The sequence below is a fragment of the Labrenzia sp. 011 genome (genome assembly GCF_003075075.1).
Lineage (GTDB): Bacteria > Pseudomonadota > Alphaproteobacteria > Rhizobiales > Stappiaceae > Roseibium.
The window spans coordinates 105,821-125,509 of the sequence record NZ_QCYM01000007.1 but is presented as its reverse complement, the minus strand read 5'-3'; the positions used below and the strand labels follow the sequence as shown (position 1 = coordinate 125,509).

Genomic DNA, 19,689 nt, shown 5'->3' with positions numbered 1-19,689 from the left:
AATTCGAAATGAGACTTTTACGCCGCAGCCTTGCCACCCTGATCGGGCTCGTATTTTTCAGTGTCGTGCCGGCCGTGGCGCAGAACGCCGATACCCAGAAAGACGGGACGGCGGATGTCGCTCAGGCGAGCGAGGCGCTGATCAATGTCCTGAATGACCCGGCCAGCCGGGCGGCGCTCATCGAGCTGCTCAAGAAGAGCTCCGGCGGCACGGAAGCGTCGGGAGACGCGGCCCTGTCCGTCCTGAGCGGCTCTGCGGCCACCGGTTCACCGGCGGCGCAAGCGGACGGGAGCCAGCCCCAGAGGCCCTCCGGCACTGCGAATTTCGCGCTCAAGGTGGGGGAATACACGCGCGCGCTCGTTGATGACGTCGGATTGGTTGTCGCTCAGTCCATGCGCTCCCTGACCGGTCTTGTGCGGATCGGACGCGGGGAAATACCTATCAAGTGGGATCAGGTGAGGTCGACTGCCCTCCAGGTCCTTGTCGTTCTGCTGGCGGCCTATGCCGGTCTTCTCCTGAGCAGGGCGGTCATGAAACGGATCTATCCGAGAATGTCTGTGCTCGCACGCAAGGGCAGCGGGCTGATGCGCAGTTTCATTCTTCTTCTGACGCTGGCTTTCGATACTGTCACCGTCGGGGTCGGCTGGGCTGTGGGCAATGCGGTCGCGCTTGCCGGCTATGGCGGTCTCCAGGCCGGTGTGACCCTTCAGGAGAGTCTGGCGCTGAACGCGTTTTTCATTGCCGAACTGGCGAATGTGGCTCTTCGGTTCATCTTTGTGCCTTCGCATCGGGAGCTGCGTCTTCTGCCGTTCACGGACACGGCATCCCGGTACTGGAGCCGCCATCTGCACATCTTCGTTTACTGGATCATCTACGGGATGTTTCTCGCAGTCCCGGTCGCCAATATCTCTGCCTCCTTCGTTCTCGGCAACGCGCTGCGATTCCTGTTCGTTTTCCTCGGAACCCTCTATCTCTTCGTGCTCGTCCACCGGAACCGGCGGATCGTGTGTCAGGGGGTGAGCGATTACGCGCAAACGCTGCACAGCACACTGGCCAGCCGTCTGCTGGCCGTCGGCGGCCGTGTCTGGCATCTGGCTGCCTACGGGTATCTGGCCGCGGTATTCATAATCTGGGTGACCCGCCCCTTCGATGCCACCTCTATCATCCTGCACGCCACCGGACTGTCCATCGTGGCGATTGCCGCCGGAATCCTTGTTTCGCTTGTTCTCACCAGCACCATCAAGGACGGCATTCAGCTTCCGGAAAGCGTGCGGACCAGTCTGCCGGCGCTCCAGAAGCGTCTGAATGCCTTTATTCCCAGAATCCTGAAGATCATCCGGCTGGCCGTGTTCCTGGTCACGTTCCTGGCGCTGCTGGACATCTGGGGCATCCTGAGTGTGCTCGACTGGGTCGCAAGCGAAACCGGGTTGCAGCTGCTGAGCGGTTACGGATCGGCGTTTCTTGTGGTGCTGGTGGGCTTCCTGATCTGGCTGGCAATCATGTCCTGGGTCGACCTGCGCCTGCAGGAACGTTCCGGTCATATCGTGACCGCACGGGAGAGAACCCTTTTCCAGCTGTTCCGGAATGCCACCACCGTCGTGGTCATCGTGATGGTGGCGCTGCTGGCCCTGTCCGAAATCGGCGTCAACATCGGTCCGCTGATTGCCGGTGCCGGCGTCGTCGGTCTGGCGATTTCCTTCGGTGCGCAGACGCTTGTGAAGGACATCATCACGGGAGCGTTCATTCAGATCGAGAACGCCATCAACGAGGGTGATGTCGTGACGGTCGCCGGCGTCACGGGGACGGTTGAGGGGATCACGGTCCGGTCTGTCCGCATCCGCGATCTCGACGGCACCACGCATATCATTCCGTTCTCCACCGTCGACATGGTTTCCAATTTCATGCGCGGTTTCTCCTATCATGTCGCCCTGATCGGCGTGTCCTACGACACGGATATCACCGCCGCCAAGGACGCGATGCAGGAGGCCTTCCGGCAGCTGAAGGCGACGGATTTCGGACCGATGATCTTCGATGATCTGGAGATGCACGGCGTCACGAATTTCGGGGCCAGTTCGATCGACATCCGCGCCCGGATCAAGACCGCCCCGGGAGACCAGTGGGCGGTTGGCCGGGCCTACAACGAATATGTCAAAAAGGTCTTCGACGAGCGCGGCATCGAGATTCCGTTCCCCCAAGTCACCTATCACGCCGCAACACCGCCCTTCGCGAGCGATGCCCGGAAAGAAGGAAAGCCGCAGCGGCCCCCCCTGACCGGACCGACCGACCTGCCGGAAGATGCGCCCGCCCAGGATGACGGCGGTTAACTGCCGGACATCCGACAGTGCAGTGCGAGAGATCCCGGCCGGTGCGCAACCGCGCCGGCCGGGGGATGCTGTGCGCGCAAAATGTTAATTGAATTTCGTGTTGTTTCGCTTTAGTTTCATTTCAAGTGAGATACGCTGAGAAGCGCGAGCCGGAGACGGAAATCATGACGGCTGACTACGACCTGTTGATCATTGGCGGAGGCATTAACGGAACCGGGATCGCCCGGGACGCGGTCGGCCGCGGCGCATCGGTGATGCTCGTTGAAATGGGGGATCTGGCCGGAGCGACCTCCTCGGCCTCAACGAAACTCATTCACGGCGGATTGCGGTATCTGGAGTATTACGAGTTCGGTCTTGTGCGCAAGGCGCTGAAGGAACGGGAAGTGCTATGGCGTGCGCTGCCGCATATTGCCCGGCCCCTGCGCTTCATCCTGCCGCATCACAAGGATCTGCGCCCGGCCTGGCTGCTGCGTCTCGGTCTGTTTCTCTACGATCATCTGGGCGGGCGCGAGCTGCTGCCGGCGACCAGAACGGTCCGTCTCGATACGGGAGTGTTCGCGCGCGGGCTCAAGCCGCTGTTCAAGAAAGGGTTCGAATATTCGGATTGCTGGGTCGACGATGCGCGTCTGGTGGTTCTGAACGCCCTTGATGCTGCCGATCGGGGCGCAAAGGTGCTCACCCGGACCCGATGCATCGCGGCGCGTCGGGAGGGGGAGCTCTGGAAAGTCGTCCTGAAGGATATTGCCTCGGGCGAGGAGACGACGGTCAGTGCGAAGGTGCTCGTCAATGCGGCCGGTCCATGGGTGGCAGACATGCTGCAGGGAATCGCCGGAACCCGAAGCCAGGCCAAGGTCCGTCTGGTCAAGGGTAGTCATATCATCGTGCCGAAGCGCTTCGACCATGACCGCTGTTTCATTTTCCAGAACGGCGACGGCCGGATTGTCTTCGCGATTCCCTACGAACAGGACTTCACGCTGATCGGCACGACCGATGTCGACTATCACGGGGACCTGGGGACGGTCCGCATATCCACCGAGGAAACCGACTATCTGTGCAAGGCCGCCAGCGAATATCTGGACACGCCCGTCACGCCGGAGGATGTGGTGCATTCCTATTCCGGGGTGCGGCCACTTTATGACGACGGGGCCAAGGACGCCAAGGCCGCGACCCGGGACTATGTGCTGGAGCTGGAAGGCGGGGAGGCGGAGCCTCCGGTGCTTTCGGTCTTCGGAGGGAAGATCACGACCTATCGCAAGCTCGCGGAAGAGGCTCTGGAAAAACTGGAGACCTATCTTCCCTTCAAGCGCGGGGTCTGGACGGCCTATGCACCCCTGCCGGGCGGCAATTTCAAGGTGGATGCATTTGACGCGGAAGTGGCGCGGCTCGAGAAGGACTTTCCTTTCCTGGATGTGGCCTTTGCCACCCGCCTGATCCGTCTTTACGGAACCGACGCAAGACTCTTCCTGGGGGAGGCAAACTCGCTGCAGGCGCTGGGCCGTCATTTCGGCTCCAATCTTTATGAAGCCGAGGTGACGTGGCTCATCGAGCGGGAGTGGGCGCGCAATGCCGACGACGTGTTGTGGCGGCGGACCAAGCTGGGTCTCGTTCTCGATGCTGAAGACGCAGGCGAGCTGGACAGCTTCATGTCTGACTATCTTGCGAAGCGGGCCGGCGCTGCGGCATAGTTTTACGAACATGCGCGGAGTGTCGGTCTGCCCGGCGGTTTCGCTCACACAAGCAACAACAACGGGAGGAGCGTCATGGCCGGATGTGTTTTGGCTATCGACCAGGGCACGACGTCAAGCCGTGCGATCGTCTTCGGCGAGGACTTCACCCCTGTCGGCGCGGGACAGCAGGAGTTTCCGCAGCATTTCCCCAGATCGGGCTGGGTGGAACATTCCCCCTCGGACATCTGGGACAGCACGCTGCGGGTTTGCCGCGAAGCGCTGAAAAAAGCACCGGACGAAGGCGCGGGTGTTGCCGCGATCGGGATCACCAACCAGCGCGAAACCACCCTCGTCTGGGACCGGTCGACCGGTGAGCCGGTGTATAACGCGATCGTCTGGCAGGACCGGCGCACGTCAGATGCCTGTGCCAGGCTGCGGCGCGAGGGGCTTGAGGACACATTCTCGGCCAGGACAGGGCTGCTGCTGGACCCCTATTTCTCCGGAACGAAAATCGCGTGGATTCTCGACAATGTCGAAGGCGTGCGGGACCGGGCCGAGCGGGGGGAGCTGGCCTTCGGGACAGTCGACACATGGCTGATCTGGCAGCTCACCGAAGGCAAGGTGCATGCAACGGATGCCACCAACGCTTCGCGGACGCTGATCTACAACATCCATGAAAACGCATGGGACGAGGAGTTGTGCCGGATCCTGAGGATCCCCCTGAGCCTGCTGCCGCAGGTAAAAGACAGCTCCGACGATTTCGGAACAAGCGCGCCGGACCTCTTCGGTCGGCCCCTGCCGATCCTGGGTGTGGCGGGCGACCAGCAGGCGGCGACGGTGGGGCAGGCCTGCTTCCGGCCGGGCATGGTGAAATCGACCTACGGGACCGGGTGTTTCGCCCTGATGAACACCGGGGAGACGCCTGTGCGGTCGAAAAACCGCATGCTGACGACGATTGCCTACCGTCTCGACGGCAGGACGACCTATGCCCTCGAAGGGTCGATCTTCATTGCCGGCGCCGCGGTTCAGTGGCTGCGGGATGGTCTCGGTCTCATCGAGGAGGCGGGACAGACGCAGGGGCTTGCGGAACAGGCCGATCCGAATCAGGAGGTCTATCTGGTTCCGGCCTTTGTCGGCCTGGGCGCGCCCTACTGGGATGCGGAGGCGAGAGGGGCCATGTTCGGTCTGACCCGCAACACGGGTCCCAGGGAGATTGCCCGCGCCGTCCTGCAGAGCGTCGGTTTCCAGACCTGCGACCTGGTGGATGCCATGCGGGCCGACTGGCCGGACGCGGAACGGCCGGTTCTGCGGGTCGATGGCGGCATGACCGCGTCCGACTGGACGATGCAGTTCCTGGCGGACATTCTGGGCGCTCCGGTCGACCGTCCCATCGTGGCGGAGACGACGGCGCTCGGGGCTGCCTGGCTGGCCGGGTCAAAAGCCGGCATCTGGCCGGGGGCCGATGCCTTTTCCGAAAAATGGAAGCTGGAAAGACGGTTCGAACCCGGCTTGTCGGACAGGGGCCGTACGCGTTTGCTGGCCGGCTGGAGCGATGCGGTAAACCGGACAAGATCAACGCCTGATTGAAAAATCCAAGGACTCTCCCGATTTTGAGAGTCCTTGCGTTCTCAATGGGTTGGGCGGACCCGAAAACAGTTTCTCATACGGTATCAGTTTCCAGTCTTTGACGGTGAACCTGTTAAAAATTTACGTCAGTATAACTTACCCAGCAAAAATATTTCAAAATAACCGGTAAATTAGAAATATGTTGGCAGTTGATTTTCGGCCAAAAAAACGCCTTAGTTTGCGCTGGCTTGGGCTTAACTCCATTGCACGATCTCAACGATGCAGGCCCCTGCTTCTTCATCAAGGGGAGAACAGTTTGATGAATTTTCAAAAAACCTTGAAGGCAACCCTTCTCGGCGCCAGCCTTGCGGTGATTGCCGCCACCGGCGCTTCGGCAAAAACCCTGGTTTATTGCTCGGAAGGTTCGCCGGAAGGCTTCGATGCCGCCCTTTACACGGCGGGAACCACATTCGACGCGTCCTCCAAACCGGTCTACAACCGGCTTGTGGAATTCAAGCGCGGCTCGACCGAAGTTCTGCCGGGACTGGCCGAGAGCTGGGAAGTGTCCGATGACGGTCTGGAATATACCTTCAACCTCCGCAAGGGCGTGAAATTCCACACCACGAGCTTCTTCACACCGACCCGCGACTTCAATGCCGATGACGTGCTCTTCTCCTTCGAGCGCCAGCTGAAGAAGGACAATCCGTGGCACGAATATACCCCGGGCGCGGCCTGGGAATATTTCAACGGCATGTCCATGCCGGACCTCATCAAGGAAATCGTGAAGGTTGACGATTACACGGTGAAGTTCGTGCTGAACCGTCCGGAAGCTCCGATGATCGCCAACCTGGCGATGGACTTCGCGTCGATCCTGTCGGCTGAATACGCCGCTCAGCTGGAGGCCGCCGGTACCAAGGACCAGCTCAATCAGGAGCCTGTCGGAACCGGTCCCTTCGCCTTCGTCGGTTACCAGAAAGATGCCGTGATCCGCTATGAAGCCTTCGCGGACTACTGGGGCGGCAAGCAGCCGATCGACAGCCTGGTCTTCGCCATCACGCCGGATGCGGCCGTTCGCCTGCAGAAGCTGAAAGCCGGCGAATGTCACGTGATGCCCTATCCGGCACCGGCCGATGTCGCCGATATCCGGGAAGACAGCAACCTGACCCTGATGGAGCAGGAAGGCCTGAACGTCGGTTATCTCGCCTACAACACCAAGGTCGCTCCCTTCGACAAGAAGGAAGTCCGCAAGGCGCTGAACCACGCGATCAACAAGCAGGCGATCCTCGACTCCGTCTTCCAGGGCTCCGGCCAGGCGGCGAAGAACCCGATCCCGCCGACCATGTGGTCCTATAACGATGCGGTCGAGGACGACGACTACAATCCGGATCTGGCGAAGGAAATGCTGGAAGCGGCCGGTGTGTCCGACCTGTCCATGAAGATCTGGGCCATGCCGGTTCAGCGTCCGTACAACCCGAATGCCCGCCGCATGGCGGAAGTCATTCAGGCTGACTTCGCGAAAATCGGCGTGAATGTCGAGATCGTTTCCTACGAATGGGGCGAGTATCTGTCCCGCTCGAAGGAGGTCGATCGTGACGGAGCAGTCCTGCTCGGCTGGACCGGTGACAACGGCGACCCGGACAACTTCCTGGCCGTTCTGCTCGGCTGCGACGGTGTCGGCGGTTCCAACCGTGCCCAGTGGTGCAACGACGAGTTCGAAGCCCTGATCCAGAAGGCGAAGACCGTCACCAGCAAGGCAGAGCGCACCAAGCTCTACGAGGAAGCACAGGTCGTCTTCAAGGAAGAGGCGCCGTGGGCGACCATCGCGCATTCCGTCGTCTTCATGCCGATGTCCTCCAAGGTCACCGGCTATGTCATGGACCCGCTTGGCGGCCATTGGTTTGACGGTGTGGACATTGCGGAGTAAGCCCGCCTGAAATCCGGGAGGCGCCGGCAGCGATGCCGGCGCCTTCAATCATTGTGACCGGCGGATACTCTCATGACACGTGACGGTTTCCGCTGGTTCTTCGTATCTGGAACCTGACATGCTTCGCTTTCTTCTGGGTCGACTCGGTCTGTTGATACCGACATTTTTCGGCGTCACCCTGGTCGCCTTCTCGTTCATCCGCCTTCTGCCGGGGGACCCGCTGGATCTTCTTGCCGGAGAACGCGGCATTTCCCCCGAGCGCAAGGCTCAATTGCTGGCGCAGATGGGTTTCGACAAGCCGCTCTGGCAGCAGTATATCGACTATGTGGTGGGCATTTTTCACGGCGATCTCGGCACCTCCTTCGCATCGAAAAAGCCGGTGCTCGACGAGTTCATGACACTGTTTCCGGCGACCGCCGAGCTGGCGTTGTGCGCCATCATCATCGCGGTCTGCCTTGGCATTCCCGCCGGTATCTTCGCTGCGGTCAAGCGCGGTTCGATCGCCGACCAGGCGGTCATGGGAACGGCACTTGTCGGATATTCCATGCCGATCTTCTGGTGGGGCCTGCTGCTGATCATCCTGTTTTCCGGCATCCTGCAGTGGACTCCGGTCTCCGGGCGGATCTCGCTGCTGTATTTCTTTCCGCAGCCGACAGGCTTCATGCTGATCGACAGTCTGCTGTCGGGGGAAAAGGGCGCCTTCGTGTCGGCGGTCCGGCATCTGATCCTGCCGTCCATCGTCCTGGCGACCATCCCGCTGGCGGTGATCGCCCGCCAGACCCGTTCCGCCATGCTCGAGGTCCTGGGCGAGGACTACGTCCGCACGGCGCGGGCCAAGGGCCTGCCGCCGCGCTCGGTGATCGGTCTTCATGCGCTGCGCAACGCCCTCATTCCCGTGATCACCACCATCGGTCTCCAGGTCGGAGTGCTGCTGGCCGGTGCGATTCTCACGGAAACGATCTTCTCCTGGCCGGGCATCGGCAAGTGGCTCGTCGACAGCATTGCCCGACGGGACTATTTCGTCGTTCAGGGCGGCCTGCTGATGATCGCCGCCATCATCATGCTGGTGAATCTGATCGTGGACGTGCTCTACGGCCTGATCAATCCGCGCATCCGCTACAACTGAGCCGAGGGTTTAAGAAAAATGACAAACACCTCCCCGGCCCCGAAGGCCGATACCTCCAGGCTGGAAGCGGAAAGCCGCAATGCCACCAAGGCGCAGCTTTACGAGTTCTGGTACTATTTCTCGCAAAACAAGGGCGCCGTTCTCGGCCTGACCGTTTTCCTGCTGCTGGTGCTCATGGCGGTGTTCGCCCCGCTCGTCGCCCCGCACGATCCGGACATCCAGTACCGGGACAGCTTCCTGGTGCCGCCGGTCTGGGAAGAGGGCGGCAAGGCCGCGTTTCTTCTGGGAACCGATGCGGTGGGACGCGATATCCTGTCGCGGCTGATCTTCGGCGCGCGGTTCTCCCTGTTCATCGGCGTCGTCGTCGTCAGCATCGCCCTGGTGGGCGGCATCGTACTCGGCCTCATCGCCGGTTACCTGCGCGGGGCGGTCGATACCTTCATCATGCGGATCATGGACATCATCCTGGCCTTTCCGTCGCTGCTGCTCGCCCTGGTGCTGGTGGCGATTCTCGGGCCGGGCCTGATCAACGCGATGATCGCGATTGCCCTGGTGCTGCAACCGCATTTCGTGCGGCTGACCCGTGCCGCCGTCATGGCGGAACGGTCGCGCGACTATGTGATTGCGGCCAAAGTGGCCGGTTCGGGGCATCTGCGGCTGATGTTCAAGACGATCCTGCCGAACTGCCTGGCACCGCTGATCGTTCAGGCGACCCTGGCGTTTTCCAATGCCATCCTGGATGCGGCCGCGCTCGGCTTCCTCGGCATGGGCGCGCAGCCGCCCACACCCGAATGGGGCACAATGCTGGCCGAGGCGCGGGAGTTCATCCTGCGCGCCTGGTGGGTCGTCACCTTCCCGGGTCTTGCCATCCTGATCACCGTGCTTGCCATCAATCTGGTCGGCGACGGATTGCGCGACGCGCTCGACCCGAAACTGAAGAGGAGCTAGACCGATGTCTCTTCTTGAAATCAGGAACCTGCGGGTCGAATTCGACACGGCAAAGGGGCCGTTCAGGGCGCTCGACGGCGTTGATTACACCGTGGACGCGGGAGAAGTGCTGGCCATCGTCGGAGAGTCCGGGTCCGGGAAGTCCGTCGCCATGCTGGCGACCATGGGCCTTCTGCCGGACACTGCGACGATCACGGCGGACAAGATGGATTTCGAGGGAATCGATCTCAGGACCCTGTCCACCAAGGCGCGGCGCAAGGTGATCGGCAAGGACATTTCGATGATCTTTCAGGAGCCCATCGCCAGCCTGAATCCCTGTTTCGCCGTCGGTTTTCAGCTGGGCGAAACCCTGAAGACCCATACCGGCCTGAGAGGCCGGCAGGTCAAGGACCGAGTCATCGAGCTGCTGACCTCGGTCGGCATTCCGGATCCGGAAGGGCGGATCAATGCCTTTCCGCACCAGATGTCCGGCGGGCAGTGCCAGCGCGTGATGATCGCCATGGCAATCGCATGCCAGCCGAAGCTGCTGATCGCGGACGAGCCGACGACGGCCCTGGACGTGACCATCCAGAAGCAGATCCTGGATCTGCTGGTGCAGCTGCAGCAGGACAGCGGCATGGGACTCATCATGATCACCCACGACATGGGCGTCGTCGCGGAGACCGCCGATCGCGTGATCGTGCAGTACAAGGGTCGCAAGATGGAGGAGGCAGATGTGCTCTCCCTCTTCGAGAGCCCGCAGAACCCCTACACGAAGGCCCTTCTGTCGGCGCTGCCGGAAAATGCGACCGGCGACCGTCTGCCGACGGTGAGCGATTTTGCCGAAGCAGGAGGCTTCTGAAGATGTCCGACGATAATATCCTCAAGGTCCGCGATCTCTACCGCACCTATGACATCAGCGGTGGGATGTTCCGGAAAGGGTCGACACTGACCGCCGTCAAGGGCGTCAGTTTCGATGTCAAACGCGGATCGACGCTCGCCGTCGTGGGCGAGAGCGGGTGTGGCAAGTCCACGCTGGCGCGCATGCTGACGATGATCGATGCGCAGAGTTCCGGCAGCATCGAGATCGACGGTCTGTCCATGGATATTGCCAGGACCGGCATTTCCAGGGAGATGCGCCAGAAAGTGCAGATTGTTTTCCAGAATCCCTACGGCTCGCTGAACCCGCGCCAGAAGATCGGGCATGTGCTGGAAGAGCCGCTGCTTCTGAACACGGATCTGCCGGCCGCCGAGCGCCGGGATCTTGCCTTGCAGATGCTGGAAAAGGTCGGTCTGCAGCCGGAGCATTACGGCCGCTATCCGCATATGTTCTCCGGTGGCCAGCGCCAGCGCGTCGCGATCGCCCGTGCCATCATGCTGCAGCCGAAACTGCTGGTTCTCGACGAGCCGGTCTCCGCCCTGGACCTGTCCGTCCAGGCGCAGATCCTCAATCTGCTCGCGGACCTGCAGGACGAGATGGGGCTGACCTATGTCTTCATCTCCCATGATATGTCCGTGGTGCGCTATCTCGCCGACAAGGTCATGGTGATGTATTTCGGCGAAGTGGTGGAATACGGCACGCGGGACGAAGTGTTCGACAATCCGCAGCACGACTACACCAAGACGCTGTTCGCGGCCACGCCGAAGGCGGATGTGGAAAGCATCCGCAAGCGCCTGGCCGCAAAGGCGGCTTGACGGGGCGTCCGGCTCGGTTTCGGTGAGCCGGATTGACGAGGAAGGGCGTGTTCTGCGCAGGTGATACCCCGGACGCCGCAAAGCGGAGATCCGGGGTCCACTCGCGGAGCCGCTTGCTGAAGCGGCTGTGTTTTCGGGAGGGCGCCCTCACGACTGCAGGCTGAATCGCGTTGCCACATGAGGGAGCGCCCACCGGCGACACCCAGCAGACGCTCTGCAAGCGAGTGAACCCCGGCTCTGCGCTGCGCTTGGCCGGGGAGTTGCGCGGGGGTGGCTGCGAGTGTGAGGCATGCTCTCGGCAGTGTCATGTTCGAATGTTGTGCGTGCTTGCAGGGCGTCTTTCTCGCGTCCGGGGAAGAAAGGGGCATCTGGAGCGTTGCATCTTTCATTATTTCGAGTATTCTCGAATTATGGAAAAAGAAAACGCTCTCAACGCATTGGCCGCCCTGGGCCAGGAAACGCGCCTCGACGTCTTTCGCCTTCTGGTGAAAGCGGGGAACGAAGGCATGACCGCCGGGGCCATTTCCGATGCGCTCGACGTTCGTCCCAATACCCTGTCGACGCATCTGGGGGCCCTGTCCCGTTGCGGTCTCGTGCAGGCCGAGCGGGACGGGCGCTCGATCTGTTACCGCGCGAACCTGAAGACCATGCGGGTTCTGGTGACCTACCTGCTGCAGGATTGCTGCGGCGGAAATCCGGAGCTTTGTGCGCCATTCCTCAATATGGCAAAAACGGCGCCCTGTGACGGTGCGAACGATTGCTGACATTCCGACAAGGCCAGCTTGTGAAAAAACGTCGTGTTCTGTTTGTCTGTACGGCGAACTCCGCCCGTTCCATCCTCGGGGAGGCGATCCTTCGTCAGGTTGGACAAGACCGCTTCGAGAGCTTCTCCGCCGGGTCGTCGCCAGGAGGGACGGTCAATCCGCATGCCCTTGACTGTCTGGAGCGCAAGGGGCTTCCCACCGAGGGGTTCCGGTCCAAGAGCTGGGACGAATTCTCGGGCCCGGCTGCACCCGAAATGGATCTTGTCATCACCGTTTGCGACAGCGCGGCCGGCGAAAGTTGCCCGGTCTGGCCCGGACACCCTGCGGTCCTTCACTGGAGCATTCCCGATCCGGCAAAAGCAACCGGAACGGAAAGCGAGATCAGGGCGGCCTTTGACGCCGCCTTCGACCTGCTGAAAACCCGAATAACGAAAGAGTTGTCATGAGCAAGGAAGCATCTTCACCCATGGGCCTGTTCGAGCGATATCTCTCGCTCTGGGTCGCCTTGTGCATTGCTGCCGGGGTCAGTCTCGGTGCTATTTTTCCGGGTCTCTTCGAGACGATCGCGGCGATCGAATACGCCAGCGTCAATCTCGTCGTGGCGTTGCTCATCTGGGTGATGATCTACCCGATGATGGTCAATGTGGATTTCGCGTCCCTGAAGGATGTGGGCAGGAAGCCGAAAGGCCTGTGTATCACCATCGTCGTCAACTGGCTGATCAAGCCCTTCACGATGGCGGCCCTGGGGATCCTGTTCTTCGAACATGTCTTTGCGGGGCTCGTCGATCCGCAGACCGCGAAGGAATATATCGCCGGCATGATCCTGCTGGGGGTGGCTCCCTGCACGGCCATGGTGTTCGTCTGGAGCCAGCTGGTGCGCGGCGACGCCAATTACACGCTGGTGCAGGTGTCTATCAACGACATCATCATGGTGTTCGCCTTCGCACCGATCGCGGCCCTGCTTCTGGGGGTGACCGATATAGTCGTTCCCTGGCAGACATTGCTTCTGTCCGTCGTCCTTTACGTCGTCATTCCGCTCATCGCGGGCTATTTCACGCGCAAGGCGCTGGACGGGACCGACAATGAGGAACGCATCGCCGAATTTACCGGGAAGGTGAAGCCGTTCTCGGTCATGGGGCTGCTGGCGACGGTGGTTCTGCTGTTCGGATTTCAGGCGCAGACCATTCTCGACAAGCCGATGGTCATCGTGCTGATCGCGGTGCCGCTGCTGATCCAGAGCTATGGAATCTTCTTCATCGCCTATGCCTGGGGGTATTTCTGGCGGGTGCCGTTCACTACGGCCGCCCCGGCGGCGCTCATCGGCACGTCCAATTTCTTCGAACTTGCTGTCGCGGTCGCCATCAGTCTGTTCGGCCTGAATTCCGGAGCCGCGCTGGCGACGGTGGTTGGCGTGCTGGTGGAGGTTCCCGTGATGCTGTCCCTGGTGGCCCTGGCCAACAGGACCCGGTCCTATTTCCCGGCGTCCGCATAGGGCTCATGCCCCTGATCTGTGGCCGGCGGCGGGGCGTTCACGCGCCGTCGGCCTTTTCCATTCGGGCAGCGGACTTGATATCTGGCGTGCCGGCTGACAGAACGGTTCCGGCCTCTTGAAAGCGGACGGCAGCCTGCCGCCGCGAAGGTTCAGGGAAACGGGGACGGGTCGGAGCAGCATGAGCAAGGGACGTGTGCATATCGCCGGGGCGGGTATCGTGGGTCTTTCCATTGCCGCCAATCTGGTACAGCGCGGCTATCAGGTCACGATTCTGGACCGGGAAGGGCCGGCGGCCGGTGCGAGCCAGGGAAATGCGTCCGCGATTGCCTGGACCGATGTGGCGCCGATGGCGTCGCCGGGTATCTGGAAACAGGCAATCAAATGGCTGGCAGATCCGCTCGGTCCCCTGACCGTGCGGCCGGCCTATGCGGTGCGGATCCTTCCGTGGATGCTGCGGTTTCTGGCCGCCTCCAATGCGAAAACGGTCGCCGCCGGCACCAGGGCCCTTGTCGATCTGAACGGGGCGGCGCTGCCCGCCTGGGAGCGGCTGTGGCGGGTGTCGGGAACCCACAACCAGGTGCGTCGGGACGGCTGTCTGGAACTTCTGGACACGCCTGCCTCGCTTCACAGCACCCGGAAATCCTGGGAGGAACAGCGGGCGCACGGCATCGCTGTCGAGGAGCTGGATGCCGGCGCGATCCGGGAGCTTGAACCGGATCTGTCAACGCGGGCGATCGGCGGTGCACTGGTGCCGGACTGGACTCAGGTCGACGATCCGAAGATCCTGTGCCTGTCGCTGGCCGACTGGCTGAAAGGCCAGGGTGTGGATTTCGCGGTCGGCGAGATCGGCAGTCTCGAGGCGAGTGGCGAAGGATGCACGCTCCACCTGAAATCGGGCGAGCGCATCGAGACGACCCGGTTTGTCGTCGCCTGCGGTGCCTGGTCGAAGCATCTGGCAGCCCAGCTTGGCGACCGGATCCCGCTCGATACGGAGCGCGGCTACAACATCACCATTCCCGAACCGGCCGTTTCCGTGAAGAGGTTCATCATGCTGCCGGGGCACGGCTTCGTGCTGTCGCCGCTGTCGACCGGGTTGCGGGTCGGGGGCGCGGTCGAATTCGGCGGTCTTCACCTGCCGGCGAACTGGAAGCGTGTCGATGCCATGGTTGCGAAGGCGCGGCTGTTTTATCCCGGGCTCAAAACGGAAGGCGGCACGCGCTGGATGGGGTTCCGCCCCTCGATTCCCGACAGCCTGCCGGTGATTTCACCGGCAAGCCGCCACAAGGGCATTTTCTATGCCTTCGGTCACGCGCATCATGGTCTGACCCAGGGGGCCATTACCGGTGAGATGATTGCCGACATGATCGAGGGCAAGGCGCCGGCGGTCGATCCGGCGCCCTTCGCAGCGGACAGATTCTAGGGATTCGGGAAGATGACGGGGGCTGACCCGTCGTCTACTTCTTTTTGTTCATGGCGGCTGCGAGAGCCGCCGCAAGGGCATTGTTGCCGCTGTCTCCGCCGCCGGAGGCCTTCGGTGCCCCGCCCTTTGCACCGTGCGGGCCATTGCCGCCGGGGCCTTTTCCGCCCGGACCGCCCCGGCTCTGACCACCGCGATTCTGGCCACCCCGATTCTGGTCCCGCCTATCCTCGCCGGCGCGCTCGCGCTGACCCTGATAGTCGGCCTGGGATTTCATGGTCATGGAAATGCGCTTGCGCGGCACGTCCACGTCCAGAATGGTCACGCTGACGATGTCGCCGGCCTTGACGATCTTGTGCGGGTCGTCGACGAAGCGGTCGGCGAGCTGAGAGACGTGGACCAGGCCGTCCTGGTGGACGCCGACATCGACGAAGGCACCGAAGTTGGTGACGTTGGTCACCGTGCCTTCCAGCTTCATGCCGGGCTTGAGATCGGAGATTTCCTCGACACCGTCCTGCAGTGCCGCGGTCCGGAATTCCGGGCGCGGGTCGCGGCCGGGTTTTTCCAGTTCGGCGAAAATGTCCTTCACCGTCGGCAAGCCGAATTTGTCATCGGTAAACTCGGCCGGATCGAGGCTGCTCAGGAGAGAGGCGTCGCCCATGATCTGGCGCACATCACGGCCGCAGGCCTTCACGATGCGCTTGGCCAGGGGATAGGCCTCGGGGTGAACGGACGACGCGTCGAGCGGCTCCTTGCCGTCGTTGATGCGCAGGAAGCCGGCGCAGAGTTCGAAGGCCTTGGCTCCGAGACGCGGCACCTTCTTGAGCTGTGCCCGGCTGTCGAAGCGGCCGATCTCCTCGCGGTGTTCGACGACCGCCCTGGCGAGGCTGTCCGACAGGCCGGAAATGCGCGACAGCAGGGCCGGGGAGGCAGTGTTCAGATCGACACCGACGGCGTTCACCGCATCTTCCACCACCGCATCGAGGGCGCGGGCAAGCCGGGTCTGGTTGACGTCGTGCTGATACTGGCCGACGCCGATGGATTTCGGCTCGATCTTGACCAGTTCGGCCAGCGGGTCCTGCAGGCGCCGGGCAATGGATGCCGCGCCGCGCAGGGAGACATCGACACCGGGCATTTCCATGGCTGCCAGCTCGGACGCGGAATAGACCGAGGCACCGGCCTCGTTGACGATCACCTTCACCGGCCGCTGCGCCGCCGGGATATCGGCAAGAACGTCGCCCGTCAGCTTGTCCGTCTCGCGGCTGGCGGTGCCGTTGCCGATGGCGATCAGGCCGACCTTGTGCTTGGCGATCAGGGCCAGCAGCGCGGCGCGGGCTCCGGCAACGTCGTTGCGGGGCTGGAAGGGATAGATCGTCGCCGTGTCAATCAGCTTGCCGGTTTCGTCCACGACGGCGACCTTCACGCCGGTGCGGATGCCCGGATCGAGGCCGAGTGTGGCCCTTGCGCCGGCAGGCGCGGCGAGCAGCAGGTCCTTGAGGTTCCTGGCGAAGACCTGGATGGCTTCCTCTTCGGCCTTGTCGCGCAGCACGCCCATCAGGTCGAGCTCCAGATGCAGGGCAAGTTTCACCTTCCAGGCGAAGCGGGCCACTTCCAGAAGCCATTTGTCCGCCGGGCGCCCCCGGTCGACTATGGCATAGGTGTCCGCGACCATCTTCACGGCCGGCGGGACGGGGGAGACGTCGTCGGCATCGACGGTCAGATCGACGGACAAAACTCCCTCGTTGCGTCCGCGGAACAGGGCCAGAGCCCGGTGGCTGGGGATCTTCGACCATTTTTCGGAGTAGTCGAAGTAGTCCGCGAATTTCGCGCCTTTTTCCGCCATGCCGTCGATGAGTTTCGCTTGGACGATACCGCGCTCCTCGACATGTCTGCGCAGGCGGCCGACCAGTTCGGCGTTTTCGGCGAAGCGCTCCATCAGGATCTGGCGGGCGCCGTCAAGCGCGGCCTTGGTGTCGGCAATGCCCTTGTCTTCGCCGACGAAGGCAGCTGCCTCGGTTTCCGGGGTTCTGCCGGGATCGGACAGCAGCAGGTCGGCCAGCGGTTCCAGCCCGGCCTCACGGGCGATCTGGGCCTTGGTTCGGCGCTTCTTCTTGAAGGGCAGATAGATGTCTTCAAGCCGCGACTTGGTTTCGGCCGCCCGGATGCCGGCGATCAGGTCATCGGTCAGCTTGCCCTGTTCCTCGATGGACTTGAGGATGGCGGTTCGGCGATCTTCCAGTTCGCGCAGGTAGATCAGCCGCTCCTCGAGCTTGCGCAACTGGGTGTCGTCCAGCCCGCCGGTCGCCTCTTTCCGGTAACGGGCGATGAAGGGGACTGTCGAGCCCTCGTCCAGAAGCTGGACTGCCGCATTGACCTGGCCGGCCTTGCAGCCGATCTCGTCGGCGATCAGATGCGCGATGCGCAGAGCGGTGTCATCGGCGGTCAGGGGCAGGGAACCGGACCGGGCCGGGGTGGAAACTGTAGCGCTGGCCATTGATGCGGTTACTTTCAGTGGAGACGGAACTGGGCGCAGAAGATAATCCGCCGGATGGGCGTGGAAAAGGGACGACGGGGTTCCGTCCACCGGCAATTGTCGTGTCCTTTTACGTGAGGCAGACGTAAAGGTGATATTCCATTTGCGCAGGAAAGGCGCAAATCTGTTTTTCAGCGATGACGGTTACAATCATTGCGCAATTTTTAGTTGTTTAATTTTCACTTCTTGAACGGTTGGCAACAAAAACCGGGGTTTCAGGCGAAAGATGTCGCATTTCCCTGGTGGTATTGTTGTGTTCTTCTGCGCAAACTGCAAAATCCGGTTTGAAGGCCGTGTTCAATCCGGAATTTGCCGCACCCTGCAGAAATGATGACACCGACTGTGAGAAGGAGGCTCGGCCGATGGCGCGAGGACGGCCGCGAAAAGTAAGCAAGAACGACGCCCTTTATGCGGTGATGCTCGCTTTCTGGCAAAAGGGATATAGCGGAACCTCCATGAACGATCTGGCGGAAGCCTCCGGCATGGCGAAACCCGGTCTCTATGCCGCCTTCGGCGACAAGGAAACTCTTTTCGAAAAAGCGTTGCTCCATTATTACGACACGTTCGGGAGGCCGGCTTTCGCGCGGCTTCAGGCGGCGAAGAAACACGTCCTGGAAGATCTTCGTGATCTTCTCGGGGCGGTTGCCGCGCTGACTTCTGACGGAACGAAGCCCACGGGATGTTTTCTTGTCAATGCGCTTGTCGACTGTACCTATGGTGCGCAGAGCCATGTCGACTTGGTAAACGGGCTGAAGGCCACCCGATTTGCCGCTATCCGGGAGCGTCTGCTCAAGGCCGTGGCGGTCGGCGAGATGCCGGCAGATACGGATGTGCCCCGTGTGGCGACATTCGTGGATGGCCAGTTTTCGGCCGTCGCCGTGCTTGGCCGAAGCGGAAGCTCGGAAGCGGAGCTGATGGACTTTGTAGATACGGGCCTGCGGGCTCTTCCGGTATGCGGCGGCCCCCCGATGTTCGGCGGCGAAGCCTCCCGTTTTCTGCACGGCGCGCAAAAGGTGCAGTGACGTTGCGCGCCAACGACCGTCAGGTCCGCGCCCGGTCCCTGTCGCGGGGCGTCTATCTTACGACCGTTATGCGTTCCGCAGCGCGGGTGACCGCCGTATAGAGCCAGCGGCTCTTGTGTTCCCGGAATGCCCAGCTTTCGTCAAACAGAACCACATCGTCCCATTGCGAGCCCTGCGCCTTGTGCACGGTCAGGGCGTAGCCGTAGTCGAATTCGTCGGCCTTGCGGCGGATGGCGTAGGGAATGGCTTCTGCGCCGTCCTCGAACATGGCCGGAAGCACTCTGACCTTGACGGTCGTCGTGGCGAGCTCGTCCTCGCTGACGACATCGAAGCGCAGGGTGTTGCCACGTGACTGGCGCAGCCGCTTGACCCTCCAGAGGCCGCCGTTCAGGAGCCCCTTGGTCTTGTCGTTGCGCAGGCAGACAAGCTTGTCGCCGACCGCCGGCATCGGTGTCTTGAAATCCTTCAGCTCGCGGATGCGGTTGTTGTAGAGCCGCCGGGTCTTGTTGGTCCCGACCAGAACCTGATCCGCGGCCAGGATCTGCTCCCTGTCGATATCGCGACGGTGGATCACCTGGCTTTCGCCGAAGGTGCCATAGTCCAGCTGGCCACCGTCGCGGATGGTCATGGACATGCGCACGATCGGGTTGTCCTGTGCCTGACGATGGACTTCCGTCAGCATCACGTCGGGTTCGGCCTCGGTGAAAAAGCCGCCGCCCTTTACCGGGGGAAGCTGTGCCGGGTCGCCCAGAACCAGAACCGGTGTTCCGAAGGACAGGAGATCCTTGCCGAGTTCCTCGTCCACCATGGAGCATTCGTCAATGACGATCAGGCTCGCGGTTGCCGCGGCGCTGTCCCGCTTGATCGCGAATTGCGGACCTGTGTCCTCCTCGTCGTCATCCGCCGCATCCTCTTCCTTGGCGGAGCGGGGACGATAGATCAGGGAGTGGATCGTGCCGGCGTCCGCGCAGCCCTTCTGGCGCAGCACATGGGCGGCCTTGCCGGTGAAGGCGCCGAAACAGACATCGCCGTCGATGCCTTCGGCCAGGTGGCGGGCGAGGGTGGTCTTGCCGGTGCCCGCATAGCCGAACAGTCGGAATACCTGCCGGTCGCCGCGCTGCAGCCAGGCGGCGGTCTCTTTCAGGGCTTCATCTTGTTGCGGAGACCAGGCCAAGGAACGCTCCTTAAGATTGCGGTCCCGGTTGCTTACCCTGATTTGCGTGGATCCGCCA

The 19,689-nt window shown here is 62.1% G+C and carries 15 protein-coding genes; 13 read left to right on the top strand and 2 right to left on the bottom strand.

The window, feature by feature from the left end:
- Positions 1-8 precede the first annotated feature (8 nt).
- The 12 genes from DCO57_RS10050 to DCO57_RS09995 all read left to right on the top strand — a co-directional run bounded on the left by DCO57_RS10050 (position 9) and on the right by DCO57_RS09995 (position 14,905).
- Positions 9-2,324 (top strand): mechanosensitive ion channel domain-containing protein, encoded by a 2,316-nt coding sequence (locus tag DCO57_RS10050; protein WP_116698753.1) that lies wholly within the window; start codon positions 9-11, stop codon positions 2,322-2,324.
- Between the two features lie 164 nt (positions 2,325-2,488).
- Complete coding sequence (glpD, locus tag DCO57_RS10045) at positions 2,489-4,009, top strand: glycerol-3-phosphate dehydrogenase (RefSeq protein ID WP_116698752.1); 1,521 nt, start codon at positions 2,489-2,491, stop codon at positions 4,007-4,009.
- A gap of 75 nt (positions 4,010-4,084) precedes the next feature.
- Positions 4,085-5,578: a glycerol kinase GlpK gene (gene glpK, locus DCO57_RS10040; RefSeq protein ID WP_116698751.1), complete on the top strand. Its 1,494-nt coding sequence runs from the start codon at positions 4,085-4,087 to the stop codon at positions 5,576-5,578.
- A gap of 298 nt (positions 5,579-5,876) precedes the next feature.
- Positions 5,877-7,481, top strand: a complete 1,605-nt coding sequence (locus DCO57_RS10035; RefSeq protein WP_116698750.1) for an ABC transporter substrate-binding protein — start codon at positions 5,877-5,879, stop codon at positions 7,479-7,481.
- A gap of 118 nt (positions 7,482-7,599) precedes the next feature.
- Positions 7,600-8,607 (top strand): ABC transporter permease subunit, encoded by a 1,008-nt coding sequence (locus DCO57_RS10030; protein WP_116698749.1) that lies wholly within the window; start codon positions 7,600-7,602, stop codon positions 8,605-8,607.
- A gap of 18 nt (positions 8,608-8,625) precedes the next feature.
- Positions 8,626-9,555 carry an ABC transporter permease subunit gene (locus tag DCO57_RS10025; protein WP_116698748.1) on the top strand — a complete coding sequence of 310 codons (930 nt, stop codon included), beginning with the start codon at positions 8,626-8,628 and terminating at the stop codon, positions 9,553-9,555.
- A 4-nt stretch (positions 9,556-9,559) separates the two neighbouring features.
- Positions 9,560-10,396 carry an ABC transporter ATP-binding protein gene (locus DCO57_RS10020; RefSeq protein WP_116698747.1) on the top strand — a complete coding sequence of 279 codons (837 nt, stop codon included), beginning with the start codon at positions 9,560-9,562 and terminating at the stop codon, positions 10,394-10,396.
- A 2-nt stretch (positions 10,397-10,398) separates the two neighbouring features.
- Positions 10,399-11,229: a dipeptide ABC transporter ATP-binding protein gene (locus DCO57_RS10015; protein ID WP_116698746.1), complete on the top strand. Its 831-nt coding sequence runs from the start codon at positions 10,399-10,401 to the stop codon at positions 11,227-11,229.
- A gap of 410 nt (positions 11,230-11,639) precedes the next feature.
- The gene (locus DCO57_RS10010; RefSeq protein ID WP_116698745.1) at positions 11,640-11,993 is read left to right on the top strand and encodes a winged helix-turn-helix domain-containing protein; all 354 of its coding nucleotides are present in this window, start codon (positions 11,640-11,642) and stop codon (positions 11,991-11,993) included.
- A gap of 20 nt (positions 11,994-12,013) precedes the next feature.
- Positions 12,014-12,439, top strand: coding sequence for an arsenate reductase ArsC (locus tag DCO57_RS10005; RefSeq protein ID WP_116698830.1), 426 nt, complete (start codon positions 12,014-12,016; stop codon positions 12,437-12,439).
- Positions 12,436-13,485: an ACR3 family arsenite efflux transporter gene (gene arsB / locus DCO57_RS10000; protein ID WP_116698744.1), complete on the top strand. Its 1,050-nt coding sequence runs from the start codon at positions 12,436-12,438 to the stop codon at positions 13,483-13,485. The genes DCO57_RS10005 and arsB overlap by 4 nt, the downstream gene beginning before the upstream one ends.
- A gap of 178 nt (positions 13,486-13,663) precedes the next feature.
- Entirely contained in the window at positions 13,664-14,905 is a 1,242-nt protein-coding gene (locus tag DCO57_RS09995) for an FAD-dependent oxidoreductase (RefSeq protein WP_116698743.1), read from the top strand.
- 34 nt (positions 14,906-14,939) lie between these two features.
- On the opposite strand, the gene DCO57_RS09990 is transcribed toward DCO57_RS09995, so the two are convergent.
- Positions 14,940-17,396, bottom strand: a complete 2,457-nt coding sequence (locus tag DCO57_RS09990; RefSeq protein WP_205756122.1) for a Tex family protein — start codon at positions 17,394-17,396, stop codon at positions 14,940-14,942.
- A 401-nt stretch (positions 17,397-17,797) separates the two neighbouring features.
- On the opposite strand from DCO57_RS09990, the gene DCO57_RS09985 reads away from it, so the two are divergent.
- Positions 17,798-18,457 (top strand): TetR/AcrR family transcriptional regulator, encoded by a 660-nt coding sequence (locus tag DCO57_RS09985; protein WP_116698828.1) that lies wholly within the window; start codon positions 17,798-17,800, stop codon positions 18,455-18,457.
- Between the two features lie 52 nt (positions 18,458-18,509).
- Here DCO57_RS09985 and DCO57_RS09980 read toward each other — a convergent pair whose 3' ends face one another.
- Positions 18,510-19,631 carry an ATP-dependent RecD-like DNA helicase gene (locus DCO57_RS09980; protein ID WP_116698827.1) on the bottom strand — a complete coding sequence of 374 codons (1,122 nt, stop codon included), beginning with the start codon at positions 19,629-19,631 and terminating at the stop codon, positions 18,510-18,512.
- Positions 19,632-19,689: the final 58 nt, after the last annotated feature.